The 26,255-nt window shown below is 61.9% G+C and carries 28 protein-coding genes; 17 read left to right on the forward strand and 11 right to left on the reverse strand.

The annotated features are described in order from the left end of the window. Position 1: 1 nt before the first annotated feature. Together HKK80_RS01800 and HKK80_RS01805 are read right to left on the reverse strand one after the other, a co-directional pair. Positions 2-217: a DUF2892 domain-containing protein gene (locus HKK80_RS01800; RefSeq protein ID WP_411797900.1), complete on the reverse strand. Its 216-nt coding sequence runs from the start codon at positions 215-217 to the stop codon at positions 2-4. 162 nt (positions 218-379) lie between these two features. Continuing rightward, complete coding sequence (locus HKK80_RS01805; RefSeq protein ID WP_411797901.1) at positions 380-1,621, reverse strand: translation initiation factor 2; 1,242 nt, start codon at positions 1,619-1,621, stop codon at positions 380-382. Between the two features lie 169 nt (positions 1,622-1,790). Between HKK80_RS01805 and HKK80_RS01810 the strand changes: the two genes are divergently transcribed. Both HKK80_RS01810 and HKK80_RS01815 read left to right on the forward strand, forming a co-directional pair. Continuing rightward, entirely contained in the window at positions 1,791-2,558 is a 768-nt protein-coding gene (locus tag HKK80_RS01810) for a coenzyme F420-0:L-glutamate ligase (RefSeq protein ID WP_411797902.1), read from the forward strand. After that, a complete protein-coding gene (locus HKK80_RS01815) occupies positions 2,558-3,544 on the forward strand; it encodes a 5,10-methylenetetrahydromethanopterin reductase (RefSeq protein WP_411797903.1) in 987 nt (328 codons plus the stop codon). The genes HKK80_RS01810 and HKK80_RS01815 overlap by 1 nt, the downstream gene beginning before the upstream one ends. Positions 3,545-3,635: 91 nt before the next feature. On the opposite strand, the gene HKK80_RS01820 is transcribed toward HKK80_RS01815, so the two are convergent. After that, positions 3,636-3,863 carry a hypothetical protein gene (locus HKK80_RS01820; protein WP_411797904.1) on the reverse strand — a complete coding sequence of 76 codons (228 nt, stop codon included), beginning with the start codon at positions 3,861-3,863 and terminating at the stop codon, positions 3,636-3,638. 121 nt (positions 3,864-3,984) lie between these two features. Between HKK80_RS01820 and HKK80_RS01825 the strand changes: the two genes are divergently transcribed. The 5 genes from HKK80_RS01825 (at position 3,985) to HKK80_RS01845 (ending at position 10,242) form a co-directional block, all read left to right on the forward strand. Then, positions 3,985-5,820: a site-2 protease family protein gene (locus HKK80_RS01825; RefSeq protein WP_411797905.1), complete on the forward strand. Its 1,836-nt coding sequence runs from the start codon at positions 3,985-3,987 to the stop codon at positions 5,818-5,820. 61 nt (positions 5,821-5,881) lie between these two features. Continuing rightward, positions 5,882-6,730, forward strand: a complete 849-nt coding sequence (locus tag HKK80_RS01830; RefSeq protein ID WP_411797906.1) for a TdeIII family type II restriction endonuclease — start codon at positions 5,882-5,884, stop codon at positions 6,728-6,730. 43 nt (positions 6,731-6,773) lie between these two features. Beyond that, a complete protein-coding gene (locus HKK80_RS01835; protein ID WP_411797907.1) occupies positions 6,774-8,144 on the forward strand; it encodes a DNA cytosine methyltransferase in 1,371 nt (456 codons plus the stop codon). A 74-nt stretch (positions 8,145-8,218) separates the two neighbouring features. After that, complete coding sequence (locus HKK80_RS01840; RefSeq protein ID WP_411797908.1) at positions 8,219-9,748, forward strand: heme-binding protein; 1,530 nt, start codon at positions 8,219-8,221, stop codon at positions 9,746-9,748. 59 nt (positions 9,749-9,807) lie between these two features. Continuing rightward, positions 9,808-10,242, forward strand: a complete 435-nt coding sequence (locus tag HKK80_RS01845) for a VOC family protein (protein ID WP_411797909.1) — start codon at positions 9,808-9,810, stop codon at positions 10,240-10,242. Between the two features lie 3 nt (positions 10,243-10,245). Here the strand turns inward: HKK80_RS01845 and HKK80_RS01850 are convergent, their stop codons facing one another. Beyond that, complete coding sequence (locus HKK80_RS01850; protein ID WP_411797910.1) at positions 10,246-10,704, reverse strand: DoxX family membrane protein; 459 nt, start codon at positions 10,702-10,704, stop codon at positions 10,246-10,248. Positions 10,705-10,864: 160 nt separating this feature from the next. Between HKK80_RS01850 and HKK80_RS01855 the strand changes: the two genes are divergently transcribed. Then, positions 10,865-11,218 carry a winged helix-turn-helix transcriptional regulator gene (locus tag HKK80_RS01855; protein ID WP_411797911.1) on the forward strand — a complete coding sequence of 118 codons (354 nt, stop codon included), beginning with the start codon at positions 10,865-10,867 and terminating at the stop codon, positions 11,216-11,218. A 41-nt stretch (positions 11,219-11,259) separates the two neighbouring features. Here HKK80_RS01855 and HKK80_RS01860 read toward each other — a convergent pair whose 3' ends face one another. Continuing rightward, on the reverse strand, positions 11,260-11,673 hold the full coding sequence (locus HKK80_RS01860; protein WP_411797912.1) for a hypothetical protein: 414 nt from the start codon (positions 11,671-11,673) through the stop codon (positions 11,260-11,262). 136 nt (positions 11,674-11,809) lie between these two features. Between HKK80_RS01860 and HKK80_RS01865 the strand changes: the two genes are divergently transcribed. Next, on the forward strand, positions 11,810-12,307 hold the full coding sequence (locus tag HKK80_RS01865) for a metal-dependent hydrolase (RefSeq protein WP_411798004.1): 498 nt from the start codon (positions 11,810-11,812) through the stop codon (positions 12,305-12,307). Positions 12,308-12,310: 3 nt separating this feature from the next. On the opposite strand, the gene HKK80_RS01870 is transcribed toward HKK80_RS01865, so the two are convergent. The 3 genes from HKK80_RS01870 to HKK80_RS01880 all read right to left on the reverse strand — a co-directional run bounded on the left by HKK80_RS01870 (position 12,311) and on the right by HKK80_RS01880 (position 15,285). Further along, the gene (locus HKK80_RS01870) at positions 12,311-12,991 is read right to left on the reverse strand and encodes a hypothetical protein (RefSeq protein WP_411797913.1); all 681 of its coding nucleotides are present in this window, start codon (positions 12,989-12,991) and stop codon (positions 12,311-12,313) included. 132 nt (positions 12,992-13,123) lie between these two features. Beyond that, on the reverse strand, positions 13,124-14,197 hold the full coding sequence (locus HKK80_RS01875) for a glycosyltransferase (protein ID WP_411797914.1): 1,074 nt from the start codon (positions 14,195-14,197) through the stop codon (positions 13,124-13,126). A 119-nt stretch (positions 14,198-14,316) separates the two neighbouring features. Then, positions 14,317-15,285, reverse strand: coding sequence for a glycosyltransferase (locus HKK80_RS01880; RefSeq protein ID WP_411797915.1), 969 nt, complete (start codon positions 15,283-15,285; stop codon positions 14,317-14,319). Positions 15,286-15,421: 136 nt separating this feature from the next. On the opposite strand from HKK80_RS01880, the gene HKK80_RS01885 reads away from it, so the two are divergent. The 3 genes from HKK80_RS01885 to HKK80_RS01895 all read left to right on the forward strand — a co-directional run bounded on the left by HKK80_RS01885 (position 15,422) and on the right by HKK80_RS01895 (position 19,158). After that, positions 15,422-16,807, forward strand: a complete 1,386-nt coding sequence (locus tag HKK80_RS01885; protein WP_411797916.1) for a sulfatase — start codon at positions 15,422-15,424, stop codon at positions 16,805-16,807. Positions 16,808-16,920: 113 nt separating this feature from the next. Beyond that, positions 16,921-17,964 (forward strand): lysylphosphatidylglycerol synthase transmembrane domain-containing protein, encoded by a 1,044-nt coding sequence (locus HKK80_RS01890; RefSeq protein WP_411797917.1) that lies wholly within the window; start codon positions 16,921-16,923, stop codon positions 17,962-17,964. Between the two features lie 132 nt (positions 17,965-18,096). Then, positions 18,097-19,158, forward strand: coding sequence for a LolA family protein (locus HKK80_RS01895; protein ID WP_411797918.1), 1,062 nt, complete (start codon positions 18,097-18,099; stop codon positions 19,156-19,158). A 374-nt stretch (positions 19,159-19,532) separates the two neighbouring features. Here the strand turns inward: HKK80_RS01895 and HKK80_RS01900 are convergent, their stop codons facing one another. Further along, positions 19,533-21,221 carry an ATP-binding protein gene (locus tag HKK80_RS01900; RefSeq protein ID WP_411797919.1) on the reverse strand — a complete coding sequence of 563 codons (1,689 nt, stop codon included), beginning with the start codon at positions 21,219-21,221 and terminating at the stop codon, positions 19,533-19,535. Between the two features lie 117 nt (positions 21,222-21,338). On the opposite strand from HKK80_RS01900, the gene HKK80_RS01905 reads away from it, so the two are divergent. Further along, complete coding sequence (locus HKK80_RS01905; RefSeq protein WP_411797920.1) at positions 21,339-21,887, forward strand: hypothetical protein; 549 nt, start codon at positions 21,339-21,341, stop codon at positions 21,885-21,887. Between the two features lie 41 nt (positions 21,888-21,928). On the opposite strand, the gene HKK80_RS01910 is transcribed toward HKK80_RS01905, so the two are convergent. Beyond that, positions 21,929-22,348 (reverse strand): hypothetical protein, encoded by a 420-nt coding sequence (locus HKK80_RS01910; RefSeq protein ID WP_411797921.1) that lies wholly within the window; start codon positions 22,346-22,348, stop codon positions 21,929-21,931. Between the two features lie 191 nt (positions 22,349-22,539). Between HKK80_RS01910 and HKK80_RS01915 the strand changes: the two genes are divergently transcribed. The 3 genes from HKK80_RS01915 to HKK80_RS01925 all read left to right on the forward strand — a co-directional run bounded on the left by HKK80_RS01915 (position 22,540) and on the right by HKK80_RS01925 (position 24,160). After that, positions 22,540-22,926, forward strand: a complete 387-nt coding sequence (locus tag HKK80_RS01915; protein ID WP_411797922.1) for an RDD family protein — start codon at positions 22,540-22,542, stop codon at positions 22,924-22,926. Positions 22,927-22,979: 53 nt separating this feature from the next. After that, positions 22,980-23,633, forward strand: a complete 654-nt coding sequence (locus HKK80_RS01920) for a PH domain-containing protein (RefSeq protein ID WP_411797923.1) — start codon at positions 22,980-22,982, stop codon at positions 23,631-23,633. A 128-nt stretch (positions 23,634-23,761) separates the two neighbouring features. Next, positions 23,762-24,160 carry a PH domain-containing protein gene (locus tag HKK80_RS01925; RefSeq protein WP_411798005.1) on the forward strand — a complete coding sequence of 133 codons (399 nt, stop codon included), beginning with the start codon at positions 23,762-23,764 and terminating at the stop codon, positions 24,158-24,160. Positions 24,161-24,217: 57 nt separating this feature from the next. Here HKK80_RS01925 and HKK80_RS01930 read toward each other — a convergent pair whose 3' ends face one another. Next, positions 24,218-25,012, reverse strand: coding sequence for a DUF6498-containing protein (locus HKK80_RS01930; RefSeq protein ID WP_411797924.1), 795 nt, complete (start codon positions 25,010-25,012; stop codon positions 24,218-24,220). Positions 25,013-25,289: 277 nt separating this feature from the next. On the opposite strand from HKK80_RS01930, the gene HKK80_RS01935 reads away from it, so the two are divergent. Beyond that, on the forward strand, positions 25,290-26,243 hold the full coding sequence (locus tag HKK80_RS01935; RefSeq protein ID WP_411797925.1) for a hypothetical protein: 954 nt from the start codon (positions 25,290-25,292) through the stop codon (positions 26,241-26,243). The last annotated feature ends 12 nt before the right edge of the window (positions 26,244-26,255 follow it).

Consider the following 26,255-nt stretch of genomic DNA (forward strand, 5'->3'; position numbering starts at 1 on the left):
CCTATCGCTGGCAGGTGTTGATACCTAACAGCCGGTGTAGCAGGCAGAACTGCGTGACCCCGGTTCCGAAGACAACGAGTCCGACCGCAAGCAGTGCGGCCCCGACGGCGGTGCCCACGGGAACGAACTGTAGTAGCCCCAAGATCCCAACAAGCGCGACAATAGGGCCGCCAACGAGGCGGGCCGTCCGATCGAAGCCACCGACGTTTTGTTCCATACGATAACTTTGTTCCCTGCTGGTAAAACGGTTGTGTGTTAGTCAAACAATAGTACGGGCTGGATTCTTCAACACCCGCGCCAGCAACGCAGACACGTACTGCACAGTTTGTCACTCACACTCGATGCTGCGCGCTGCACCCACTGCTGCAGTGACGCTGTCTCAGTGGCTCGTCGTCGACGCCGCCGGCCGCCACTCGGCATTTGAGCGGTGTTGGGCGGCGACGAGTTCGATCCCGCGTTGATCCAACAACCCATTCTCGGTGAGGACACCCTCGATGAGATCACCGGGTGTCAGATCGAACTGTGGATTGGCGACCGTGAGATCGGCCGCACCATCATAGATCTCCTCGGGCGGCCCTTCATCGGGGTGGAATGTATCGTCCTTCGAAACCTTATCGCGTGCCGTCACAACATAGACCGGCACATCGGCCGCCTCGGCGGCGAGTGCCAGCCCGCGTGTGCCGGCCTTGTTGACGACATCGCCGGTCGGGAGGATCGTGTCGGCTCCAATGAGGACGGCCCCGAACTCCTCGCGGGCCAGCACCGACGCTAACGCGGCATCGGTCGTCACTGTCACGTCGACACCGTCGGCAGCGAGGGCCTCAGCGAGGTCAATCCCCTCGCGGTTTGGCCGGGCCTCACCGATGGTAACCGGCGCGTCAAGTTCGAGCAGTGCGTCTTTGACTGTTCCAGACCACGACAGCGTTGCGATCGGCCCGGAGAGCCGGTCGGCGGCGGTTGCGGCCGCGGCGGCGTCGGCATCGAGGGCAGCGTCCATCTCCTCGATTGCGCGGTCGTGGACGGCCGCTGGCGACTGCTCGGCACTGTTCATCACGCGGTTGACGCGGTTGGCAAGCACCGCCATGCTCGGTTGAGCGGCTTGCAGATCGGCAGCGACATCGGCCAGCGCGTCCCAGTCGTCGACGACGGCGGCTCGGTCACGAAGCACCTCCAGGGCGCGGATCGACAGCGCGGCCGAGCCATGGGCGGTGTCGGCGGCGATCGTCTCCGGCGAGGGGGCGATCTGCTGGTAGGCTTCCCAGAGCCCGGGGACGGTCTCGCGCTCGACGATCGCGGTTGGCGTCGTCCACTCGGTGTCGGCAACGTCGGCAAGCCCCGTGAGGTCGCGGCTCGGGGCGTTGAAACAGAACGGGTAGTGGGTGCGTTCCTCGCCGTCGCGGCTGACGGTCACCGGCTCACCCGCGGAGGCCAGCGGCACCTCCGGGTTTCCGGTCGCCTCGCGGACGAGGCTGCGGGCTTCCGTTGCGGCGGCCGCCGAGCCGCCCGCCGAGGGCGCAGACAGCCCGTCCCATCGGCCGGGATCAGTGTCGGCGTCGGCTGCCCGTTGGGTCAACAGCACCGCACCACGGTGTTTGAGGAAGGTGGTGACGACGTGTGTCATCAGTCATGCTTGGGGCCCCACCATACTATGCTTTCCATCTCTCTGATTTCCGAGAGGTTGTCGCCGCCGGAACGCCTAGCCCCAGCCATCGGAACGCCCGTTCCCACCCATCACCGGTGCGTTCGACCCCTATGGCCGGCCTTTTTAGCCCACACCCCCACCGGATCGTATGGAGCTGTGTACTGTCGCCGACATCCCCGAGATCGAACCGGGCGACGACCTTGCGGCGATCATCAACGACCGGGTTGATCTCCGGCCGGATGACGTGGTCTGTGTCGCCAGCACGGTTGTCTCGAAGGCCGAAGGCCGGGTTGCCGACCTCGCTGATTTCCCGGCCGGCCCACGGGCCCGCGAGATCGCCGATCGCCTTGCCGAGCTCACCGGCGACGAGAAAGACCCCCGCTTCGCCCAGGCCGTCCTCGAAGAGAGCGTCGACCTGCTCATGGAGGCACCCTTCCTGCTGACCGAGACTCGCTTCGGCCACATCGGTGTCAACGCCGGGATCGACCGCTCGAACGTCCCAGGCGGCGATCTACTGCTGTTGCCAAAACGACCCTCCGAAAGCGCGGCTCGGATCGCCGACGGCCTGCCGACCGACCGCGTCGTCGTCACCGACACCTGCGGGCGACCGTTCCGCTACGGCCAACGCGGCGTCGCCATCGGCTGGGCCGGTCTGCCGGCGAGCCGCGACTGGCGCGGGCAACGCGACCGCGATGGCCGTGAGATGGGCGTCACAGTGCAAAATGTGATCGACGAACTCGCCGCCGCCGCCAACCTTGTCGCCGGCGAGGGTGCGGGCGGGACGCCAGCGGTCGTCGCCCGCGGCTTCGAGTTCGGTGACCTCCCGGGCAGCGACAACCACTTTCGGGAAATCGAGGGCGACTACGTCCGACAGGCGTTGCGTGGCTGGTCGTACCAGGCAGGGGGTGAGGCCTGATGTTCGGGATCGAACTCACGCCGGAACACCCGATCGATCGGATCACCGACCTTGGCGTCCAAGCTGAGGCCACCGGCTACGACACGGTGTTTGTCTCCTCACATTACAACAACCGCGACCCATTTGCCGCCCTCCACCGCATCGGCGTGGAAACCGATTCGGTTCAACTTGGCCCGGGCGTTGCCAACCCCTTCGAGATCCATCCCGTCACGCTGGCCTCGAAGGTCGCCACCGTTGACGAAGCGACGGGCGGCCGCGGCATCTTCGGTATCGGGCCGGGCGACCCCTCGACAGCCCGAAACCTCGGCTTTGCCGACGACCGCGGGCTCCGGCCCGTGCTTGAGGCGTTCAAAACCGCCCAGAAGCTGTGGGCTGGTGAGCGCGTCGACAACGACGGCACCTTCGCGGCCGACGACGCTGGCCTCAACTACGAGCCACCGAGCGGCGCGGACATCCCGGTCTACGTCGGCGGCGAAGGGCCGCACATGTGTCGGATGGCCGCCAAACACGCCGACGGGCTGCTGTTCAACGGCTCTCATGAAGCCGACCTCGCGTGGGCGCGCGACCAGGTCGACAAGGGTGAAGCTGATCGCCCCGACCACCGCGGCGAGTTCGATCTTGCGGCTTACGCCTCAGTCAGCGTCGCCGCCGAGCGCGAGGCCGCCCGCGAAGCTGCCCGCCCGCCGGTCGCCTACATCACCGCGGGTGCGGCTCCCCCTGTTCTCGATCGCCACGATATCGACGGCGACACGGCCGAGAAGATCGGCGAGCAGATCAGCGCGGGTGAGTTCTCGGCGGCCTTCGAGCTGGTGACGCCGGCGATGATCGACGCCTTCTGTATGGCCGGAACGGTCGACGATGTGGCCGAGCGGATGGCCGCCGTCCTCGATCACGCCGACAGCATCGTCGTCGGCTCGCCACTCGGCCCCGATTTGGAGGATGCTGTCGAACTCGCAGCCGACGCCTACGAGCAGGCGACGAACTAATCACCGCTGTGGCGGTACGCTTTCGAGGTCAACAAATACTGGACGATCAACAACGTCTCGGTCGGCGATCGGCTTCTCTTCGAGCGGTCGGCTACTTGCTCAGCTCTGACGGGCCGCGACCGATGTTTGGCAGTGGGACGCCAAGCGCGCCAAGAACAGCGTAGCCGAAGACACCGACCGCCCCGAGCACAAACAGACTCCCGAAGGCGATCAGAACCGCTGTGATCGGATCGCCGTTGATCACCTCCTCGACGAAGACGACCGGCATCTCGATGAGGTTCGATAGCAGCCGCAGGATGAAGCCGCCGAATGCGTTCATGCCTCCCCCTTTGTGATCCCGGTATATGTGTGTTCAGGTGTCGACCGCGATCGGATCGACCGATTCGGGGTCGCGGTGAGAACCCGAATTACCTTTCCGTACCGGCCTCCAATAGCAGTCAATGAGTACGCTGTCGTGGATTCTCGCGGGAGTTGTCATCTATACCGCGGTGGTGCTCGCGGCCGACCGCCGGGGGCTGTTTCCCGATGCCGTCTCGGTCAGCGGCCCGTTGATGACGCTTCATACCAAACGCGGCCGGCGGTTCCTCACGCGGCTCGCACGGCCAAAACGGCTCTGGCGCGCGATCGGGAACATCGGTGTCGGTGCTGCCCTCGTCATCATGGTCGGTACCTTCGTGTTGTTGCTGTATCAGAGCACCCAGATCATCGAATCGCCGCCGACACAGAGCACGCTCCAAAGTCCGCAAAACGTCCTTGTGATCCCGGGGGTCAACGATTTTCTCCCGCTGTCGGTCGCCCCGGAGATCGTCCTCGGGCTGTTGATCGGGATGGTCGTCCACGAGGGCGGCCACGGCCTGCTGTGTCGGGTTGAGGACATCGAGATCGACTCGATGGGGGTCGCACTGTTTGCGCTGATCCCGGTCGGCGCGTTCGTCGAACCCAAGGAAGACGATGTCGAGGCCGCCGCTCGCGGCCCCCGAACGCGGATGTACGCGGCGGGCATCCTTAACAACCTCATCGTGACCATCATCGCCTTCGCGCTGCTGTTCGGCCCGGTTGTCGGCGCGATCGCCGTTGCCGACGGGGCGAGCGTCGGCGGCGTCTATCCAAACAGCGCGGCCGACGACGCCGACATCACCGCCGGCGACCGGATCGTGATGATCGACGACCAGTCGGTCGACTCCAACGCCGCTCTCCAAGATGTGCTTGCGGCTGCCGGCTCGTCGACCGTCTCGGTCACCCTCGCAGACGGTACTGAAACAACGGTCGACCAACGCCCGCTTGTGACGAGTATGGTCGCCGACTCGCCGTTTGCGACCGGCGGCGACAGCGAGAGCGCCGACAACAGCGGTGACAGTGGCGATTCCGCGGGCATCACCACCGACGATACCATCCGCACGGTCGACGGCACAGCCGTCCAAACAACCGCTGAGATCCGGGCGGCGGTCGCTGCGGCCGACTCGCCGGTCGTGGAGTTCACCGCCGACCCCGGCGACAGCGGCGAGACGAAACGCGTTGCCGGCCCGGTCGGCGTCATCGGTACCGTCGCTCCTGATGGGCCACTGGCGGCGACAGACGCCGAGGCGGGCGATCGGCGTGTCATCACCCAGGTCGCTGGCGAGCGAACCGTCGTCTTCGACGATCTCGACGCCGCACTCGACGGGACGACACCCGGCGAGGAGATCGAGATTGTCACCGCCACCGACGACGGTGAAACCCAGACCACCACCGTCGAGTTGACCGCCCATCCCGACGACTCAGGCACCTACATCGGGATCACCGACGCGACAGGGTTGAGCGGGATCGGTGTCGACAGCCTTGGCGTCCAGCCGTATCCCGCGAGCACGTATCTCTCGATCCTTGGCGGCGACATCGGCGATGGGATCGCGGTTGTCCTGCTGTTTCTGTTGATTCTCCCGTTTGCGGCGGTCGTTGATCCGACACTCAACTACAACTTTGCGGGCTTTGTCGACGCAAACATGGGATTTTACGAAGCCGTCGGCCCGCTGGCCGCCCTCGGCGACGGCGGCGTGTTCCTGTTGGCGAACGTGCTGTTTTGGATCGGCTGGATCAACATCAACCTCGCACTGTTCAACTGTATCCCGGCGTTTCCGCTTGACGGCGGCCACATCCTCCGCACCTCGACGGAGGCGATCGTCTCGCGGCTGCCGACGACAGCGAAGCCCACCCTCACCCGTGCGATCACGACCGGGATCGGGATACTGATGGGGATCAGCCTGGTGTTGATGATCTTCGGGCCACAGCTGTTGAACTGAGCCCGCTGGCCTCGGCTGTGGCAGCGAACCGCTTTTATTCTCTCTCCGACAGCCCTACTCGATGGCTCCACGCTTCGACCATATCGGCGATCACGAACTCGATGCGGCGACAAAACGTGAGCTCCGGGCGGTGACAGACGGCTTCTTTGCGCGACCACTCGAAAAGGCCGAACAGTTCGACTGGGAGACGTTCAAGCGCAACGAGGCGTTCAAGGCGATCATGATGCCGTCGCCGCTGTTTTGGGTATTGGCGAATTTTGAGCGAAGCTTCACCCAAAAGCTCGGCCAGCAGATGTACGAGGCATTCGGCCGGGCGGTCGCCGACACAAACGACTCGGTCGGGGCGGCGACGACACAGTACACCTGCTCCGATCTGGTGATCAGCCACGCGGCCGAAACCACAATCGAGACCATCATCGATGAGTTGGCTGACGGTGATCGGGAGACAGACTGGCAACAGGAGCAGGCGGAGATCAGTGACGTTGCCACCGACGACACCGCACGCAAATCGATCGGGACGATCACGTGGGATCTATGGGTCGAGGACTTTGAAAACGGGCGACCGCTTGCGGCAGAGATCAAGACGCCGAAACCAAACCGCGATCAGACGATGGAGTCGAAACGCCAGATGTTGAAGACCGTCGCAGCCTACAGCGATCGCGGGGAGCCAACCCCGATCTGTCGGTACGTGTTCCCGTTCAATCCCTATGGCAGCCTCGCTGATTACGAGTGGTGGCCCCCACAGGCGTTTTTCGATGTGAAAGCAAGCGACGGGATGTTGATCGCCGAGGACTTCTGGGACGCACTTGGCGGCCCGGGTACGATGGACGGCCTATTCAACTTCCTCTTAGAAGAATCCGAGGACAATATCGAGAAGCTACAGGCGTTGGCCGGCGACAAGACGCTGTAGTCCCGGGAGGCTAAATACGGGCGTCTGTAACACCGCATACGATATGCACGCCGTCGATCTGTTCTGTGGGGCCGGAGGTTTTAGTGCTGGACTCGAAGCGGCCGGCATCGATGTCGACTACGGCGTCGATATCGCCGATGACGCGCTGGCGACCTTCGCGGCCAACCACGCGGCGACCGCAATCACCCACGACCTCAGCGACGGCCTGCCTGCCGAACTTCACGACCAGGATGTCGACATCGTCTTCGGGAGTCCACCCTGTAAGGGTTTTAGCGACGCTCGCGGCGAGCGCAGTCTCGACGACGAGCGAAACCAGCTCGTGTTCTCCTTCATTCGGGCGGTCGAACAGCTCCAGCCGCGGTATGTGCTGATGGAGAACGTCGCCGGGATGACGACGATCAGCGACGCCTTTCTCGACGCGATCAAATCCGAATACGACGACGCCGGCTACAGGGTCGCCTGGGAGACGCTGAACGCCGCCGATTTCGGGGTGCCACAGACCCGCGAGCGGGTGATCTACTGTGGCGTTCGCAACGATCTGCCAGCCGAGCCATCCCTGCCTGAGGGCCCCTACACCGAACACAGCGACGGCCAACAGACCCTCACCGGCGAGCCGGTACAAAGCTGGACAATCGTCGCCGACGCGCTTGTGGACTTACCGGAGCCAACTGAGTCGGGTGAGGTTGACTTGCCGCCGCTGTCCGAGTTCCCTGATAACGCGTATCTCCGTGAAATCCGCGATGGGGCCGACACGACATGGAATCACGTCGCCAAGGAGCCCGCCAGCGACGAGGATACCCAACACATTGTCGACGCGTTGAATCCCGGCGAGATGTACCGCTCCAGTCGGTTTGGCGATCGGTACCGCCAAGTCTGGGAACTGCTCGCCCATCGGTTCAGCGACACCGAGCAGGCTGCCCTCGAATTTATCGCCCGCCATCGCTCCCGGAAGGATTTCCGCATGAGCGGGAAGTCAGTTGGGGCGGTTCCCGACGATCTCATCGCCGACCATCTCGATGCCGACAACGCGGCGGTGCAGTCGGCACTAACCCGGCTCCACGACGATGGCTGGCTCCGCACCGACGAGGACGGCGACACCCTCGGCTACGACCTCAACACGAAATCCGGGATTCGGCCGCGGTATATGCGGCTCGATCCAACGGGACAGTCGAATACGATTCTGACGACCGATTTTGTGCCACGCGATAAGCTCCATCCGACCGCAAACCGCGGGCTGTCGCTCCGCGAAGGTGCTCGTATCCAGAGCTTTCCGGACAGCTTTGAGTTTCAGGGCTCATTTGACGATATCGCCACGCAGATCGGCAACGCTGTCCCGCCACTGTTGGCACAGCATCTCGGTGCCCATCTCCAAGGGCTCGCCGAGTCCGATAGTGAAGCGACCGTTGTCGACTGATTCTCTCTGGCCGTCGGTTGCCACCTAGTGAAAAGACACGTAAGTTCCATACCCGCGTAGCGCGAACCGCAGGCATGGTCGACGTCCCGCAAACCGACGAAGGCTGGTATATGCTGCATGACTTCCGGCAGATCGATTGGGACGCGTGGCGCAACGCGCCCGAGCAAAAACGCGAGCGGGCGGCCCGTGCCGGGCGTGAGTATCTGGCAAGCTACGAGTCGGCCGCCGACAGCCCCGACGGCGAGGGTACTTCGGCGGTGTTCTCGATCATCGGCCACAAGGCCGACCTTATGATCGTCCACCTCCGCCCGACGCTTGATCTGCTCTCGCAGGCTGAACGCCAGTTCGAACGCACCGCCCTCGCCGAGTTTACGACGCAGCCGACCTCCTACGTCTCAGTCACGGAGGTCTCGGGCTACGTCTCCGACGACTACTTCAAAGGTGACGAGATCAACGAGGGGCTCCGGCAGTATATCGAGGGGAAGCTCAAACCCGAGATCCCCGACGACGAGTACGCCTGTTTCTACCCGATGAGCAAGCGTCGCGGCGAGGAGCACAACTGGTACACCCTCCCCTTCGAGGAGCGCGCCGAGATGATGAGCGGCCACGGCGCGACCGGCAAGCAATACGCCGGCGACATCGACCAGATCATCGCCTCCTCGATCGGCTTCGACGACCACGAGTGGGGCGTCACGCTGTTCGCTGAGGATCCCGTCAAAATCAAGGATATCGTCTACGAGATGCGGTTCGACGAGGCGACCTCGAAGTACGGCGAGTTCCCCGGCTTCTACATCGGCCGGCGGTTCCCGCCTGAGGATCTATTGGCCTACCTCAACGGCGAGGCGGTGCCGACAGCCGAGCATGACGACCACGGTGGCCACCACCACGGCGAGGGTCACGGTGAGGGCCACCACCACGGCGACAGCGATGGTGGCCACCACGGCGATGCCGGCGGCCACCACGGCGACGACGGCCATCACGAGGGTGACGGGCACCACGATGGCGACGACGACGCTGACGACGAGGAGATCCGCGGCCAGCTCGCGGATATGGATATCTACGCCGGCCAACCCCACGGCGAGGACGTGTACGCGACGGTGCTGTACTCGGAGGCCGACACCGAGGAACTCTTCGAGGAGGTTGAGGGGCTCCGCGGCAACTTCGAACATTACGGCACCCACGTCAAAACCGCGGTCTACGAGGCCGACGACCGCGATCGATCGGCCGTTGTCTCGATCTGGGACACCGCCAGCGCGGCCGACACCGCCGCCGGCTTCCTCTCGGAACTGCCGGGGATCGTCGAGCGCGCCGGCGAGGAATCCGGATTTGGAACTATGGGGATGTTCTACACGGTCAAACCCGACTCGCGTGAGGATTTCGTCGACAAATTCGAGACCGTCGGCGGCGTCCTCGCCGACATGGACGGCCACCTCGAAACGGATCTGATGGTCAACGAGGAGGACGAAAACGACATGTTCATCGCCAGCCAGTGGGAGTCCCAGGAGGACGCGATGGGCTTCTTCCGCTCGGATGATTTCCAGGATACTGTCGAGTGGGGCCGCGATGTGTTGGCCGACCGTCCGCGACACGTCTTCCTCGCCTAAACGGAACTGTCGCTGATCGTCTTCGAAGCGTTTTGATGCGATGACGGCCGAGCAGTACCATGGCCGAGTTGACTCCCCACCACGTTGGTATCACCGTCAGTGATCTCGATGCCGCAACCGAATTTTATCAATCCGTCTTCGACTGCGATATCGTCGCCGAGTTCAGCGTCGACGGCGACGCCTTCGCCACCGGTGTCGACATCCCTAACGCGAGCGCAGAATTCGTCCATCTCGATCTCGGATCGGTGCGGCTCGAACTCGTCGCCTACGACCCGGTCGGTGACGACCGCTCCCCGGCAGATCTCAATGACGCTGGTGCGACACATCTCGGTGTCGAGGTCGACGACGTAGACGAGTTTTACGAGTCGCTGCCGGCGACTGTTGAGACGCTCAGCCCGCCGCAGACGACCGCGACGGGGACGAAAATCTGTTTCCTGCGTGACCCCGATGGCACGCTGATCGAAGTGCTCAATCCGAACGCCGAGTCGTCGTGATCGTTAGGCGAGGGCGTACGGCCAGGCGGTCGTGCTGATCGCCAGCAGCGCGAGGGCCGCGCCGGTCATGGCGACGTTTTTCAGGAAGTTGATCATCTCACCCTGTTTTTGCTCTTCGGGTGCCGCCCAGAAGTCGTGCATCACTGGCGTTGTGACGAGGAGGAAGACGACCAGCGCGCCGGCCGCCAGCGTCGGGAGAACCCCCGCAGCGATCCCGAGGCCGCCAAACAGCAGGAGGCCGCCGCTAATAGGCACCATCAGCCCCGGTGCGGGCACGCCTTTCGCGCCGGCGTACCCCGCCATCGACTCGGCATCAAGGAAGTGGTTCAGCCCGTTGAACGCGAGGACGCCGCCAAACAGGAGTCGGCCAAGCAGAAACAGTTCGCCGGCCAGCGGCCCATCGCCGCCGAGTTGCAGTGGTGTGAGTCCGATCGCCAGTTCCGCAGCTTCAGTTACTAACATTATGCAACCAGTTGTACGGCTACAACCTATATATCGATTCCCGGACACAAACGCAACCGGGTAACAACTGTGATACCGGCACACGCCTCGTTGCCTCCAGACAGCCACGGCGGTGCGACCGGCGGAACGGTTTTGCTGATCCGGTGCCAGCACACACCTAATGGCAACGCACTCGACAGTCGAGGCGACCGACCCCTGTCCGGTCGTCGAATCGATCGAACAGATCGGCTCGCCGTGGCGGCTCGTGATCCTTCATGATCTCCAAGCGGGTGAAAAACGGTTCAACGAGCTGAAACGCTCGACAGACGCCAACTCCCGAACCCTCTCGCGGGTGCTTGATGACCTCCAGGAAACCGGCTTTGTCGACCGCCGGCTAGAGGAGGACGCCCCAGTGGCGACCTACTACAGTCTGACGGCCAAAGGGCAGTCGCTGTGTCCGGTGTTCGACGAAATCGAGTCGTGGGCCGACGACTGGCTGGCCGAGGAGGCGACTGAGGCTGCAACCAGCGACTAGGCGTCGTCGACACCGAGTGTGCCGGCGATGTTGATGCCGACCTACTCTGATTCCTGCTCGGCTGTCGCCACCTGATCTGTGGCCTCGGCGGCAACAGTCGTTGCCACGTCGCTTGGCTCGTGGGTGAGCGACACGGGATGGGTGGTGTGACGGGCATGTGTTTCGGCCCATCGCCGTGCCGGCCCCTCGTCGAGATACTGTTCGGCGGCGGGACACCGGTCGCAGTCGGCGATCCACGGGGTTACGTCATCGGGGAAATGGCCCGTGTGTCGCTTGTGATCGAGCGCGAACTGCTCGAAGGCCTGGTTGCCGGCATACAACGAGTCAAGTTCGTAGTCGAGCGCCCACGTCCGGTCGCACTGACTACACGTGACTGTCGGCGTGTTGTCGGCGGGATCGGCCTTCTCGTCGACCACCGTTTCGGGCCGATCAGAGTCGCGTGGCGGGTTCGACACGTCCCTGCTGATGTGGGCTGCCCATTTGTATCTACCGAGCCACATCGGTCGTGGGCTGCCGCCACCGACAACGGCTGTCGTCCGCTCGGCAACGAAAACCACAACGACAAAACACGACGACGAACACTGTCGCCTCATGCCGGATCTGCTGACCCACGCGCTGATCACCTACACGCTTGCGGTGGGGCTCTCCGTCCGGTATCGGTGGCTCACACCACCGTATGTGACTGTCGCTATGATGGGCGCGTTCATCCCGGATCTCACCAAGATCCGGCTCCTGGTTCCATCCTGGCAGATCGAAGCCTGGCTCGGCATCCCGTTCGACTGGGGCGCGCTTCATACCGTTGGTGGCACGCTGGTATCGGTACTGATCGGTGTTGCCCTCGTCCGCCGCACCGACCGCCGGCGCGTGTTCGGACTGCTCGCACTTGGGGCGGGTTCACATCTCGTTCTCGACTCGCTGTTGGCGTTTCCGGCCGGCCGCATGAAGTTCGTGCTGTGGCCGCTGACGACCTATCGACCCGTCTTCGATGGGCTGTTTCTGTCGACCGATCGCTGGCCCGTGGTTGTTGCCGCAGGGCTTGCGGCCTCGGCGTGGTATCTGCGATATCACCGCGGGGATTCTGCGGCGTAGAAATTAGTCGACCGGCTCGAAGCGAGCTTCCGCGGCCAGCTGCTCGCCGACGATCCGACGACCCTTCTCGACGTTCAGATCCCGGCCGCGGAGATGCCAGTAGGCCGTGAGCGCCGAGTACGCCGCCCGCTCGTGGTGGGCGGTCACGAGATAGCCATCGCCGTCGTCGCGCTCGAAGACTGTCACGTGGGTCTGCCACGTTCGCAACTGGAGTTCGAGCACGCCGAGCAGCCCCGAGCAGATCGGACCGCCGACATCGACCCAGCTGCTGACCTCTCGCCGCCCATCGGGCAGCTGCTTGTGGGACGCCAACAACCCGAAGTGGTAGCCCTCCTCGCGGAGCGTCGCCTCAAGCTCATCCAGCGAGCCATGCCAGACCCCGACGGCCTCGGCCTCGGGGCGGATCGTGTAGGTGGTGTAGAAGCCGCGGTCGTTGGCGACGCCTTCGGCGTGCGGTAACAGGCTTCGAACCCAGCGAAAACAGTAGCTGTCGACGAGCTCCTCGCCCGGTTTGAAGACGGCACCGACCGCACCCAGCACGGCGACGACGGGTGCAAGGATCGTCACCGGCTCCTCGGGGTCGACGGTATCGAGTGCGGTCGTCGTCACCACGATGTTGCGGGCTGAGGCGACCGCGGTGGCGACCGCCCGGAGGCTGACGGTCACGAGCGCGCCAAAGATCATCCCCCGATCACCAGCCGGCGGCGCGGTTGGGCCGGCTCGCCCTCGGCGAGCACTACAGCGCGGGCGACCATGCGCATATCCTCATTCGTTTCGGGACGTACATTAAGTGTTGTTCACTGTGTCGCCGCGCGGTCAGACCGACGGCGAGACCCGCTGGCGATCCTCGACGGCGGCTGGCTCGCCGCGATAGATCGCCTCCAGATCGTCGATCGTCCGATCGACCGCGAATCGTTCGACGGCGGTTCGCGTCCGGCGGTCGGTGGTGAGACAGTCCGCGATCGCTGCCGCCATCTCGTCGAGATCGCCATACTCGAAGCGCGCGCCGTTGTCCGGGCCGATCGTCTCCCGGAACGGCTGGACGTTGGCGGCGGCAACGGGCGTCCCACAGGCGTTGGCCTCCAGCGTCGACAGCCCAAGGGTGTCACAGGTCGAGGCCGTCACGAAGACATCAAGCGAACTGTAGAAGGTCGGGAGTTGCTCCCGCGGGAGGAAATCACGGAACTCGACGTTGTCGGGGGCCTGCTGTTCGAGCTTCGGCCGTGCCGGACCTTCGCCGACCAACACGTAGCGGTAATCGGGCGTTTCGTCGGCGACCCGAAGGATCTCACCGATATTTTTCTTTTCTGTCATCCGGCCGCTGTAGCCGACGATCGGCCGGGCATCGGTAAACAGCGACTCGGATTGCGGCCGAAAGGTCTCCAACTCGATGCCGACCGGCAGCTTCTGGTGGTCGACATCGCGTCTGATCTTCGAGGTTGAGGCGGTGACACAGTCAAACGACCGGAGAAATCTGGTCTCGTAGGCGACGTAGCCTTGGCCGACGACCTGTGCAAGCCCGTCGAACTTGAGCGCGCGGATCAGATACTCCTCGATCGGTGTGTGGTGGGTGTACACCGAGCGAAGGTCGTGTTTTGCCGCATACCGCCGGCCCAACAGCCCGGTCGTCGCCGGGCCGTGACAGTGGACGACATCAAGATCGGGCAGCGTCGACAGTCGCCGGAAAACTGGCAGTCGGTAGGGGGCATAGAAGGGGTTCGGCAGCGACGGCACCGGATACTCGTGTGGCCCCGGCTCGTGGCTGCTGTCGGGGTAGATGATCGAGACCTCGTGGCCGCGGGCCTCCAGCCGCTCGCGCCAGGTCTTGATCGTGTAGGTGACGCCATCGATCCCCGGAAAATAGCTGTCGGTAAAAAAGCCGATATGCATAGCGCGTTGTCGGCGTTTTGTTGTCATCCGGTTTCAATCTGCCGGCATCCCGCGGTATCCCCGCTGATCGACCGTGATAGACGGCGACCTGAGTTGGTGGTGCCCGGAGAAAATCCGGCTCACGGTGGGTCATCACCGCCGGCCACCACCGTGTCGACAAACGCGGGCGCGCCGTTGTCGTAGTCGGGTGCGACATCGCTGCCGACGTACTCCTCAACGCGGTCGATCACGCGGTCGACGGTTGTTGCCATCGAGATACCGGGCAGATGTTTGGCCTCGGCGCGTTCGGCCAGCGCGCGCTGGAACGGCAGGAACGGAAAGATCACACACGGCGTGCCGGCAACGACCGTATCCGCGATCGAGGAAAAGCCGGTACAGACGACGACATCGGCGGCGGCGGTGTACGGCGTCATCGTCGGTTTGGTCTCCCAGTCGTCGTCGCCGACGGTGCGCACGTCGTAGCCTTTCGCTTCCAGTCGCTCTCGGAGCACCCCAAAGTGGTCGCCGTGGCTACCGGGATTGAGGAGTACGTCGTACGGTTCGACCGCCTCCTCGGGATCGCCCTCCTGGGCCAGCGGCCCGACGCGGGTCGTCCCCTCGGGTGCGGGATCATCCGGCCACAGCGAGGTGACGATGATGCCCTCGGCGAACTGGAGGGAGACCTGATTGTAAAACGCCAGCGGTGGCCCCCAGACCGCCCCAAAGAGATCGGTCGTCAGATGGTCGATCCGGTAGAAGTCGATCCCGAGGCGAGCGGCGGCGAGGCCGGCAAACACGTCGTCGGTGATCAACACGTCTGGATCTTCCTCGCGGAGCCACCCGGTGACCTCACGCAGTCGTCGCACCGAGGAAGGAACCAGATCAAACAGCGTGTGTTCGAGAAACGCTTTCGGCGTGTTGCCCTCGACAGTGACAGTCGTGAGATCCGGCTGGTCGAAGCCGTTGAGATCGACGAACCGCTCGCCGGGGCCGCCGCCGCCGATCGCCACCTCGATCCCACGGGCACGAAACTCCTTGGCGACCGGGATGCTCCGGGCCGCATGGCCCGCGCCGTCACACCAGTAGACGATTGCGACCTTCTCGATCATTCGCTGGCTGTGTCAATCCGCTCCGCCCATATAAGCCGCCCGTGAGAGTCCACGCCATCCGTCGTCGGCGACACCAGCCGTGGCGACACCGACTGGGATCAGAGTTACTAATTACCCGCTGGGCGTAACCGAGGGTATGACCGAGATCACGGGGCCGAAGAACGTCGTCTTCCTCGTGTTGGATTCCCTGCGAAAGGATCGGCTCTCCGTCTACAACGACGAGATCGACTTCACCGACAATCTCCAGGCCCTCGCCGACGACGCTGTTGTCTTCGACGACGCCGTCACCCAAGCCCCATGGACACTCCCCTCCCACGCCTCGATGTTCACCGGGCTGTACCCGTGGGAACACGGGACGACCCACGCCCGGAGCTACTTCGATGGGAGCCATGAGACATTCATCTCGCAGTTCGTCGACGCCGGCTACGACACCGCCGCGATCACCTCGAACATCTGGATCACCCCACACAAGGGGATGACTGACGACTTCGATTACGTCGAGAATTTCCTCGGCACCGCTGACAACACTATCAGCCAACGCCTCTCGAAGCTCTCGACGAAGCTTTACGATTCTCTTGGGACGCTCCCAAAGCGCGTGATCGGCCGACAACTTGATCGTGCCTTCCGGCTGTTCGGCGTCGACGACTCCTGTAAATCCGCGGAGACGGTCGCGGCGGTCGAATCCTATCTCGACGCCCACCCCACCGATGAGCCGTTTTTCTGCTACGTCAACCTGATGGAGCCCCACGAGCCATACCACCCACCGGCCGACTACCTCGACACCCACGCTGTCGGCGACACCAGCCGCATCCCCCAGCGTCAGAAGGACATGTTCACCATGGACGACCCCGACTTCGACGCGCTCCGGCGGATCTACGACGCTTCCGTCGACTACACCGACGATCTCGTGGGGCGGATCACCGACAGCCTCGCTGCCAACGGCGTCGCCGACGACACCGTCGTCGTCGTGCTGTCGGATCACGGCCAAGCCCTCGGCGAGGATGACGGCTTGTTCGGCCACCAGTTCACCACGATCGATCCCGTCATCGAGACGGTTCTCTTTGTCGCCCATCCCGATCTCGACGGTGACCGCCGATCCGACCCGTTCGAACTCCGGCGGCTCCACGATCTTGTGCCGTACTACGCCGGCCTTGAACCGAAACCCGAGGACATCGTTGCCGACACGGTTCGCGGCGGCTGCCAGTTCCCCGAAAACTTCACGGGCTACATCCCGAGTGAGGGGTGGGACGACTACTACCGCAAACGCCGGTATCTCATCCGCGACGGGACGACCGTGCGAAAATCCATCGCCGAAGACGGCACGGCGCGCTACCGGGCGGTCGACCGCGAGACGGGCGAAGCTATACCCCTCACTGACGAGTTGCGTGCGGCGATCGACGACATCGACGCCGGCACCACCGCTGTCGACACCGGCGCGGACGACGACCAGCCGACCGGCGCGACCGATGACGACGCCGACGCGGAGATCCAACAGCGACTCGAAGCCCTTGGCTACCGGTGATCGTCCGTCTGATCTAAGTAGCTCGCCTGTGTTGCCCAACCCAGCAGATGAGTGTTGTTGCCCTCCACCCCACCCCACCCGCCATCGGTTCGAGCGGAGGCGATCGCTGAAACATGTCGATCCCCGGACGCACAGACTGGTCGTGGCAGGAGCTCGGCTGGTATGCCGTTGCGATCCTGCTGTTTGCCGGCCTGCTGTATTTCGCCGACATCCGTGAGTTTCTGCAGGCTCTCGGCCGCGTCGACCGCTCGACGTTTGCGGTCGCCATCGCCGTCGGGCTCTCCTCGCTGTTCGTCTGGGCGTGGGTCTGGCACCGGTTTTTCGGCCAACTGGGGATCACCGCCACCGCCGCGAAAACGGTGCGGCTGTTTTTCAGCGGCCACTTCCTGAACTCGGTGACGCCGCTCGGCCAGTTCGGCGGCGAGCCGGTGATGGCCTACATCATCGCGGATACCACCGACACGGAGTACGAGGGCGCGCTGGCGGCGGTCGTCTCCTCGGATATGGTGAACGCGGTGCCGTTTTTCACCTTCACGATCGGCGGGGTCGGCTACCTCTATCTGTTTGGCTCCTTGCAGGGGTTTCTGTTCGATATCGGCTGGATCGCCCTCCTCATCCTACTTGTCGGCGGCGGGATCGCCTACCTGCTGTGGTCGCCTGATGGGACGCTTGGGCGGGCGGCGGTCGGCCTGCTTAGGCGGATCGAACGCCGGGTGAGTTGGGGTGAGGGCGTTCTGCAGTCGCTGCAGGATCGGGTGCGCCGAACCGAGGCCCTCTTCGAGCGGGCCGGCCGGGATCGGCGGTTCCTGCTGACGACCATCCTCGGCTCCCATCTGGCGATCATCGCCCAGATCGTTTCGCTGTACGTGGTCTTTGTCGCCATGGGGCTTGAGCCAACCTTCGTCCCGCTGTATTTCATCGTCAATCTCTCGACGATCGCTACGCTGTCGCCGACCCCTGGCGGCAGCGGCACCTACGAGGCCGCCTTCTCGTGGCTGATGACGCTGTTTTACTCGGTCGATCTGGCGACGGCGTTGACCGCGGCGGTGTTGTTCCGGCTGACGACCTACTGGCCGGGGCTGCTCGTCGGCTTTCTCACACTCGTGACGCTCGATCGGCAGGGTGACACCGAGCCGCCACAGAACGCCGAACTGTAACCGGGGGTCGTCTTTCACTGCGCAACCGGCTGTGTTGCGTGGTCTGACGCATCGCAACACCTCAGCCACGACTTCAGACTCTGCAAATCGGCTCGTTCTCTTATCACCTGTGTGGCGTATGAGCCAAACGGAATGTCACAAGCACGACTGACACTCGGTGCACTTCTGGTTGCGGTGCTGGCCGTCACGGCCGGCTGTGCGTCCGCGATCAGCGGTGACCCGAACCCCGATCGTATCGCCGAACAGATGCAGCAGCGACTTGACGATATTGACACGGTGGAAGGCGTGAAAGTCATGGAAACAACCCGGGACGGTGAAACGAACACCACTGTCACCGAGTACGTCCGTCAGCCGCCGAACAACGTTCGATCCACGGTGATCGAAGGCGGACAGTACCGTGACGAGGGTGACTACCGCGTCAACACCGGTGAGAAAACCTACCGATACGACGCAAGCGAGAACACCTACACGAAGTACGACTTCGACTACAACCGTTCTGAGGGCTACTTCGATGCTGACACGATCGAGCGCGTCCTCAACGATAGCGAGGTCTCGTACAAGCGGACCGATACCGTCGCTGGTCGGGATGTCCACGTTATCGAACTCACGGATACTGAGCGAGATAGCACGGTTACGATCAAAGCGGATCAGGAACACTGGTACCCGCTGGCCTACGAGACGAGCTACAGTTACGATGGAACCACGACAACGACCTCGTGGACGCACCGAAACGTCAGCTTCAACGAGCCGGTCGACGACGAGACGTTCACCTTCGAGCCACCGGAAGGCGCGGAGCTCAAAGAGACCACCAGCCCGGACGTGACCGAGTTCGACTCGGTGAGCGCGGCCAACGAGGCAACGGCCTACGAGGTTGTCGAACCGGACATGCCGGACGGCTACACCGTTGAGTCGATCAATGAGATGGTGATCGACGGCACATCGACAACGACTCTGAGCTACAGAAACGGTGACAAGGGTGCATACTACTCGGTCTCCAACGAGTCTGTCGGTAGCGAGTCAGCCGCCGGGGCTGACGGGGAATCGGTCACTATTGGAAATACGACAGGAACGGCAAGCAGCTACGGTGAGACAACCTCGGTTAGCTGGAGCTGTGACGGTGTTCACTACTCACTTGGCGGCCAACTTACCCAGTCGACGCTGGTTGAGGCAGCCAGTGCAGTTGGTTGTGCCTGACGACGGGGAGCCGACACCGCGGAACCCCTGTCCCCTCGCGGCGTTCACACTGCCTGTGTTCCGAGTCCCATCCGAGCATGAACTGGGGTGTCGCCGCGAGCAGCTGACCATGGGACTGTTCGAACCCCCATTTCCTCTACGCATCTCGTTGCCTAACGCAACGGTGGTTGCCGGCCGTGTGGAGGCTGTCAGAGTGCTGTGTACCGGTTCGAGAACCCAGTCACAAACAGCGGCACAACGGCGTGATATGACCGCTGGCACCGATGCGTCGGCGGCAGGGGTCTCCCGTCGGATATGGGCAGCGGGGGTCGCCGACACGCCGATCTGGTAGCATGGTTCCCGCTCCGTGGGGCGTGTGCACATTGTCTCCACGGTCACCCAGCGGGGGGCACCCGAAGCGTGATCGTGGTTCCATCATCACCGGTGTCGTAGGTGATTGTGCCGTCGATCTCCTCGACAACCATCGTTACGATCCAGAGGCCGAGCCCACTGCCGTGAGCAAGAGCCTCTTCTCGACCCCGCTCAAGCACTGTCAACTCATTCGGTGGGATGCCGGGGCCGTTGTCGATGATCGTGACCACCACAGCGTCGGCCGCTCGTTCGAGTGTTACCCGAACTTCGGCGTCGGCTGCGGGATTGTGCTCGGCGGCGTTCTCGATGAGGTTTCGAACCGCGGGTTTGATATCGGGGGATGTTTCGACTGCACACGCCGGCGGACAGTCGACAACAAACGTTGTGTCAGGATAGGCCTGCTCGTACTCGGCGACCGTCTGGGTCACCAGCTCACAGAAGGCCACGGAGGTTGTGCGCCCGCGGTTTTCGGCGACATCCTTCATCACCCGCGCTTTTGTGCTGATCGAGAGCAGGTCATCGGCGGCCTCAAACGTCGCCTGAGCGTGGGCTTGCTCCGTGCCATCAAGCTGGTCGATCAGCTCTTGACTGTTTGCCTGGACGATATCAACTTTGTTGCGGATGTTGTGTCTGAGCGCGCGGGTGAGAATCTGTTTGAGGAGCGCTAGCTTCTCCTGTTGGCGACGCTGGGTGGTGATATCACGAAGCGTGATAGCGACACCTTGGCTATCCCCAAAGGAATCGAGCGGCGCGGTATACAGGCGGTGCACCCGCTTGTCGCCGTCGCGGGTGAGTGTCACCTCTGTTTCGTTCGCTGCCGGCGTCTCGACGGCGACAGCATCGATGACCGCCGCCGGCAACACCGTCTCTCCTCGGCGTCCGGTCGACAACGACTCAAACATCGCCCCCGCCGGGGCGTTGAAATCCACAACCCGCTGTTCGGGGTTCAGCACGATCACCGGGGCGGTGATCCCATCGATCACGTCGGACATGTCGACCGGCGTGTAGCCGAACAGATCGTATCGATACAGGCCAACGACATACGAGACGCCGACGCCTGTCACCGCCAATGCGGGATAGTCAACGCCGGACACAGCATACGGGATCGCCCCCTCGAACACCTCGACCAGAACCGTCCCGGTGGTCGCAAGAAAGACGACCGCGATCTGCCACACCTGCACGTAGTTCGCGGTCAGCAGCTTATAGAGGATCAACCCGGAGCCGACAGCAAACGCGGCCAACGCCAACACCTCAACGACCCCAGCGAGGGCGGTATCTTCCCACGTGACGAAGGTGAACGGAGCCGCGATTGTTGTCGGGTTCGTGTTTGTGATCGCCGCGAGTGGTGGAAACGACTCCACGGCAAGCATGCCAACGGCTACAACCGCCAGCGGGACGGCGACCGACCGTCGGGTGAGCACCGACCGGTAGCCGGCATAGACCGCAGCAAAATAAAACCAGACGAGCGTCATCAACACCTGAAAGAACTGCTCAACGAGGTGTAGCTCCCAGGCGAGTGAGAGCGGACCGACGACTCTGAGCAACACAGTTGCATTCCACGCAACGGTCACCGCGAGGAACACAAAAAACGCCTGCGCAGCGTACCGATCTCGGCGACGGTATGTCCAGACGGCACTCCCACAGCCGAGGACGCACGCGAAACTGAAAGCGAGTACGTGCCACAAAAGCACGCTGCCGGAGTCGGGGAGCATGAGACGGGATGGAGGGCGTGGCGAGTTGCCTGCGGGTATTTTCTGGAGTTTCTTAAGACCAGTCTTTTGTTGTGGTACTACTCTTTTACTCGCCGGCTCTCAATCTGATAACCGTTGGTGAGTACCCTGCGGGACGACTGCGTGATGGCCTCGCTGTGGAGATCGACACCAATCGTCCTGAGGAGTCTGTCATCGATGCTCGTGGTGATCCAACGGGCAAGCACCTGTTCGTGGGGAACTGTGGATATTCAGGACGGGCAGCCAACGATTGTCGGCACCAACGATGCTCCGTTGCTGGTCTCTGATACAGGGCCGAAAGGATTCAGCAACCAGTTGGTTCGGCGGGTCGTGAAACAGACGGTGCTGCTTGGTGTGGTACGTGTCGTCGGTGTCCTGTTTCTCGTCTACGAGCGCGTTCGTGATCGATACAGCGAACGGAGCGACCCGCCGGTGACAAAGATCCCAACGACGATCAGTACGCCGCCTACCGGTGTCGACTCCCCAAGCATTGTCACCCCGAATGCTGTGATGGCGATCCCAACCACCACCAAAAGGATCTTCCACACGCTGTTCGGCAGCAGATCAAGGAGCAATTCGATCCCGAACTCGAATACGTCATCAATCATGCCCAGGGAGTACGTCTCAATCGGACATTTTGCCGGATAAAACGCAGGGGACTGTTTCTGGGCGGGAAACCGAATCCGGTGCTACTGCCACCTGCTGAATTCGGGGCTCCCAACCGCCTGAGATCGCTGCCAGAGATAATACACACCGCCAACGGTGATAGCTGGTGTTGCAATAACGGGGATGATGAAATTGCTGAGTGCGGCAAGCGGAACAAGCAGGTACCATCGAGACGGGCTGTACGCTGTGAGGTCGGTCTTGGAGACGTACCACCAATCAAGACCAAACGAAACGACGTAGAGGGCTGTCATCGCAGAGAGCACCACCCCTGCCGCAGCTGTCGCCGCAAGTGAGAGTACTTTGATGAGTAACTCGCCATCAGAACTCGCTGGCTGAGATGGCCCAAGGATCATGAAGACAACCGCAAACCCATACAACAGGACGCCAACGAAACTGGTTGCCGCAATCCCATACCACCATCTGCTGACTGCAGGTGTCCCCATTGAATCGGGACTCAGTTTGTCGGTTATTCAATCTGCTGGCTGATTTCAAGCCCTGAAACGTGATCTGCTCCCACGCTGCAGTGCGTTTCAGCGAGTGAAACCGCTCGGATCGATTTATCCGCCATCGCCGACTGGACATTGATACCACCCTGGAGCGATTCCCCCAGCCAAAACTCACGACGAGCGGTGACGTGACCCTCCAACGAATCGTGGCCTACCTTGTCGATAGTATCCTGATCGGTGTTGTTGGGATTCCGTTCGCGCTTGTTGCATCAGTTCTCGGGAACACCGCCGGGATACTACTCACACTCGCCGGACTGGCGGTCATCCTCGTCTACGTCTTTCTGCTTGAAGGATTGATCGGATACACGCCCGGAAAATATCTGCTCGGGTTGGTCGTGGTCAAGTCGGACGGATCCCGGTGTACGGTCGGTGCGGCACTCATTCGGAATCTGGCCTGGGTTATCGATATGCTTCCGGGCGTGAATCTTGTTGCACTCGCGTCGATCTATCTGACCGACAACCACCAACGGGTCGGCGATCTGTTGGCAGATACACTGGTCGTCAAGCAGCGGTAACCACGGTTTGAACCTTCGTCAGCATTTTAGTAGACGATCGGTTCTTCATCAGTATGTCCGATTCAGCCCTCCAAGACGAGCCACGATCACGGTCGGGTGTCACCGCTGAAATAGATCTTGAATGGTTGTCACTCGAAGACAACGAAACAATTCGGTGGGCCAGTACACCGCACAAATACAGTGTTGTCCCGGGGCTCATCATCGGCATCCCACTGTCGCTCGTGTTAATCGGCATCCCGATCATCGTCGCTAGCTATCTGCAGTATACGAATACGAACTACGTTGTCACCAACAAGGGCCTCTACAGCAAGCGTGGCATTCTCTCCCGGGATGTCCAGCAGGTCGGATTCGACAAGGTGCAAAACATCTCGTACTCACAGTCTGCGATCGGGTCATCGCTCGGCTACGGGTCGGTCGATGTTAGTACAGCCGGTGGCTCCGGTGTTGAACTACAGTTCCGCAATATACCCGATCCGGCAGGCGTTCAGGAGCTAATCGGAAAAGAGATCGATTCGCGCCAGCAGGGTGAGACCGGCACGGCATCCGATACTGACGACGTGTTGGATGAGATTCTCGTTGAACTTCGCGCGATCCGCTCGGCTGTGGGTGATGAAGCCACTCTCGATACCGCTCCGGCGACTGACGCCGATACCGAGGCCAACCCAACCACGGAGTCCTCAGGAGCGTCACACCACGAAGAGCCATGAGCGAACAATGGTGGTTTCAGCGCGATGGCGAAAGCATTGTGTGGGAGGGATGCCCGCGGCTATCGGCAGCCCTCGCCGGGGTTGCGTTGGGGGTGGTGGTCGTCGCAGGCGCGCTTGTGGCCGCGATGATGGTCGATAGACGGCTAGGGGTGGTAGCACCCCTCGGAATCGGGCTTGCCGCGTGGCGACTCCTCCGGGTATGGCAGACCCGTTATCTCATCACGAGCCGCGCCCTCTGGTCGAAACGCGGTGTGATAGGGCACACAGTTCGGCGTGTTGGGTTGTCCCAAGTGCAGAATACGGCATATCGTCAGTCCCTGACCGGCTCGATCTTCGGGTACGGAACAGTGACGGTCGAAGTTGCCGGTGGTCGTGATCTAACATTCCACCGGATTGATGATCCGGAACGCGTCAGACGAATGCTCACCGACCGGCTCGGCGACACTGACTCCGAGATTCCGGGAACCACTGATCAGTGGCGGGCAGTACTGTCAGTGGTGCGAGATATACACGAAGCGGTGAGCTGAAATCGATCCCACGGATACCACATTCGGTATTGGGATCGGGATCTCGGTGAGCGCGAATCATATGCGCTCTCGAAGCGGTTGCTCACGCTGGTTCACATAATACAACCAGAGATCGATCACAAATTTGCAGGCGATAACGAGGAAAACGAGCGGCCCACGGGCCGCACTCTCAACACTGACTGTCCGGCCTTCCGCAAACCCGAATGCGATCAACAGAACCACCAATCCAGCACCAACCAGCGCGAATCCCTGCCAAAAAATCCCTTTGACAGCCATCCAGACGGTGGTTTCACGGTAGTGACCCTGATAAAAATACTCCACGATCGTTTGGCCACCGTCACTCAAAAAGACGATGCCAGCACCGGGGAGTATCCATGTTGGGGTGTCAGCTGTGTTCGTTGCGGCGACAACTGGGCCAGCAACGACGCCACCAAACCCGAACCAAATCACTGCAAGCATGGGAAGTATGAAAACGAGGGCAGGGATCGTTCCGAGATAGATGCCGACATCGGTTCGTGGAATCAAAACTCGAGTACTCAGCCATTTTTCGACCCTCGATGTCGCGTCCTCAGTCTCACTCCCAACCAAGCTGCTCGACGATACGATACGCACAATCGCCCCAGGTGTACCGGTTAAATCTTCAAGCTTATCCTCACGGTGAGGACGCTTCCCAGCAAACACGGCACGGATACTCGCCCAGAGCATAACCACACCGAGTTCAAGCCAATAAAAGAGTAACAGTGCTTTCGCGGACGTGTCAAACATCACCAATCCGATAACAGGGATCCCGTTGGCGAAGAGGATTGATACGACTTTCACGTCGGAAAAATAATATTTTAGTGATTGCTGCATTGAACGATGTTTTTAGGCTGCAGTCTCGGGTAACTTGCTCACTATCCGGCTGTTCTGTGGCCGCTTCGTGGTGGCGAATGGCGTGTCTATCATTGTCGGGCAAATCAAAGCGAAACCGGATCAACGGGATCGATGCGTTTCAGTCATTCTTTTTGAACAGCTGATTGAGTGGTGCAACATCGGTCTATTCGACAGTCACCGTAATATACGATGTGCAGTGTTTCAGATTGTGTAACAGCGGTCGATACGTAATGGGTCTCCATGCTGTACTCCTCGTATGAATTCTCTCACCCGACGCAAACTGCTGGGTGGCTGTGCAGTTGGGTTGGTAGCCGGGCTCGCTGGCTGCAGTGCTGACGCCGCCATGTTCGTCACACCCGTTGATACGCCGCAAGCAGTTGGCCAGCAGGCAACAGCATCGCCATCAACAGACCGGCCTGACAGTGATACGGCGGAGTTGGTCGCTGCTGCTGTCGCCAACGGAACAAACCGAACAGACAGTACCACCGCGCCGTATCAACCGGATCGGCCGGTTGTCTACAACGATACAGTCTACACACTCACGTGGTCGGAGGCAGCACGCGACACGTCACGCACCGAGTACAAGATCACGATGCGTACCGCTGATGACGATCGTGCGCCCGATACCGATTTTGAGGAGCTGTCTGCCGTTGATCGGAACCGTCTGGAACGATTTCCGGAGCTCATCCACAATTACGCCGAAAATCCTGAATCTGAGGTGCCAGAAGAACTGAGTTATAACATCTACTACCCCCCGGCCGAGCGTGAGCAGTCCGCCATCGTCCCCGACCCGCAGTACGACACGCTCAGTGTCGCCGGCCAACCGGTTGAGCTATCTGTTGACCCGATCACGGTATCGCTCGATGTGTATCAGTACACGGCGACCGAACGCGCGCCATCCGTCTCAGTGTTTGGCCGAGAGCTTCGTCGTGACCACCGATTCGAACTATCCGGGCTGTCAGAACCTGAACGGAAGCTCTTTGAGCGCGTCCGGTCGGACGGATCGTTCTACAAGGGCGCGTTTGACGATGTGCCGGATGGAGCATTCACACAACTCGCCGACCACTTTGTCTCCCATCCAGCGCTCATTGTCGAGAATACAACTGGCGAGTGGCTCACCCGGTATGCGGGAACAGATTACTGGGTCACGATCGATTTTGCTCTGCACGAGGAGTACGCGGAGCGACTCGAACGCGTCGAATCGCTGTGATCTCTTCTATCT

This window comes from Halonotius sp. F2-221B (assembly GCF_046719765.1).
GTDB lineage: Archaea > Halobacteriota > Halobacteria > Halobacteriales > Haloferacaceae > Halonotius.

What these genes read in the sequence shown, in the direction of transcription:
- HKK80_RS01800 (WP_411797900.1), bottom strand. Translation starts at nt 217, where the DNA reads ATGGAACAAAACGTCGGTGGCTTCGATCGGACGGCCCGCCTCGTTGGC.
- HKK80_RS01805 (WP_411797901.1), bottom strand. Translation starts at nt 1,621, where the DNA reads ATGACACACGTCGTCACCACCTTCCTCAAACACCGTGGTGCGGTGCTG.
- HKK80_RS01810 (WP_411797902.1), top strand. Translation starts at nt 1,791, where the DNA reads ATGGAGCTGTGTACTGTCGCCGACATCCCCGAGATCGAACCGGGCGAC.
- HKK80_RS01815 (WP_411797903.1), top strand. Translation starts at nt 2,558, where the DNA reads ATGTTCGGGATCGAACTCACGCCGGAACACCCGATCGATCGGATCACC.
- HKK80_RS01820 (WP_411797904.1), bottom strand. Translation starts at nt 3,863, where the DNA reads ATGAACGCATTCGGCGGCTTCATCCTGCGGCTGCTATCGAACCTCATC.
- HKK80_RS01825 (WP_411797905.1), top strand. Translation starts at nt 3,985, where the DNA reads ATGAGTACGCTGTCGTGGATTCTCGCGGGAGTTGTCATCTATACCGCG.
- HKK80_RS01830 (WP_411797906.1), top strand. Translation starts at nt 5,882, where the DNA reads ATGGCTCCACGCTTCGACCATATCGGCGATCACGAACTCGATGCGGCG.
- HKK80_RS01835 (WP_411797907.1), top strand. Translation starts at nt 6,774, where the DNA reads ATGCACGCCGTCGATCTGTTCTGTGGGGCCGGAGGTTTTAGTGCTGGA.
- HKK80_RS01840 (WP_411797908.1), top strand. Translation starts at nt 8,219, where the DNA reads ATGGTCGACGTCCCGCAAACCGACGAAGGCTGGTATATGCTGCATGAC.
- HKK80_RS01845 (WP_411797909.1), top strand. Translation starts at nt 9,808, where the DNA reads ATGGCCGAGTTGACTCCCCACCACGTTGGTATCACCGTCAGTGATCTC.
- HKK80_RS01850 (WP_411797910.1), bottom strand. Translation starts at nt 10,704, where the DNA reads ATGTTAGTAACTGAAGCTGCGGAACTGGCGATCGGACTCACACCACTG.
- HKK80_RS01855 (WP_411797911.1), top strand. Translation starts at nt 10,865, where the DNA reads ATGGCAACGCACTCGACAGTCGAGGCGACCGACCCCTGTCCGGTCGTC.
- HKK80_RS01865 (WP_411798004.1), top strand. Translation starts at nt 11,810, where the DNA reads ATGCCGGATCTGCTGACCCACGCGCTGATCACCTACACGCTTGCGGTG.
- HKK80_RS01870 (WP_411797913.1), bottom strand. Translation starts at nt 12,991, where the DNA reads ATGATCTTTGGCGCGCTCGTGACCGTCAGCCTCCGGGCGGTCGCCACC.
- HKK80_RS01875 (WP_411797914.1), bottom strand. Translation starts at nt 14,197, where the DNA reads ATGCATATCGGCTTTTTTACCGACAGCTATTTTCCGGGGATCGATGGC.
- HKK80_RS01880 (WP_411797915.1), bottom strand. Translation starts at nt 15,285, where the DNA reads ATGATCGAGAAGGTCGCAATCGTCTACTGGTGTGACGGCGCGGGCCAT.
- HKK80_RS01885 (WP_411797916.1), top strand. Translation starts at nt 15,422, where the DNA reads ATGACCGAGATCACGGGGCCGAAGAACGTCGTCTTCCTCGTGTTGGAT.
- HKK80_RS01890 (WP_411797917.1), top strand. Translation starts at nt 16,921, where the DNA reads ATGTCGATCCCCGGACGCACAGACTGGTCGTGGCAGGAGCTCGGCTGG.
- HKK80_RS01895 (WP_411797918.1), top strand. Translation starts at nt 18,097, where the DNA reads ATGTCACAAGCACGACTGACACTCGGTGCACTTCTGGTTGCGGTGCTG.
- HKK80_RS01900 (WP_411797919.1), bottom strand. Translation starts at nt 21,221, where the DNA reads ATGCTCCCCGACTCCGGCAGCGTGCTTTTGTGGCACGTACTCGCTTTC.
- HKK80_RS01910 (WP_411797921.1), bottom strand. Translation starts at nt 22,348, where the DNA reads ATGGGGACACCTGCAGTCAGCAGATGGTGGTATGGGATTGCGGCAACC.
- HKK80_RS01920 (WP_411797923.1), top strand. Translation starts at nt 22,980, where the DNA reads ATGTCCGATTCAGCCCTCCAAGACGAGCCACGATCACGGTCGGGTGTC.
- HKK80_RS01925 (WP_411798005.1), top strand. Translation starts at nt 23,762, where the DNA reads ATGGTCGATAGACGGCTAGGGGTGGTAGCACCCCTCGGAATCGGGCTT.
- HKK80_RS01930 (WP_411797924.1), bottom strand. Translation starts at nt 25,012, where the DNA reads ATGCAGCAATCACTAAAATATTATTTTTCCGACGTGAAAGTCGTATCA.
- HKK80_RS01935 (WP_411797925.1), top strand. Translation starts at nt 25,290, where the DNA reads ATGAATTCTCTCACCCGACGCAAACTGCTGGGTGGCTGTGCAGTTGGG.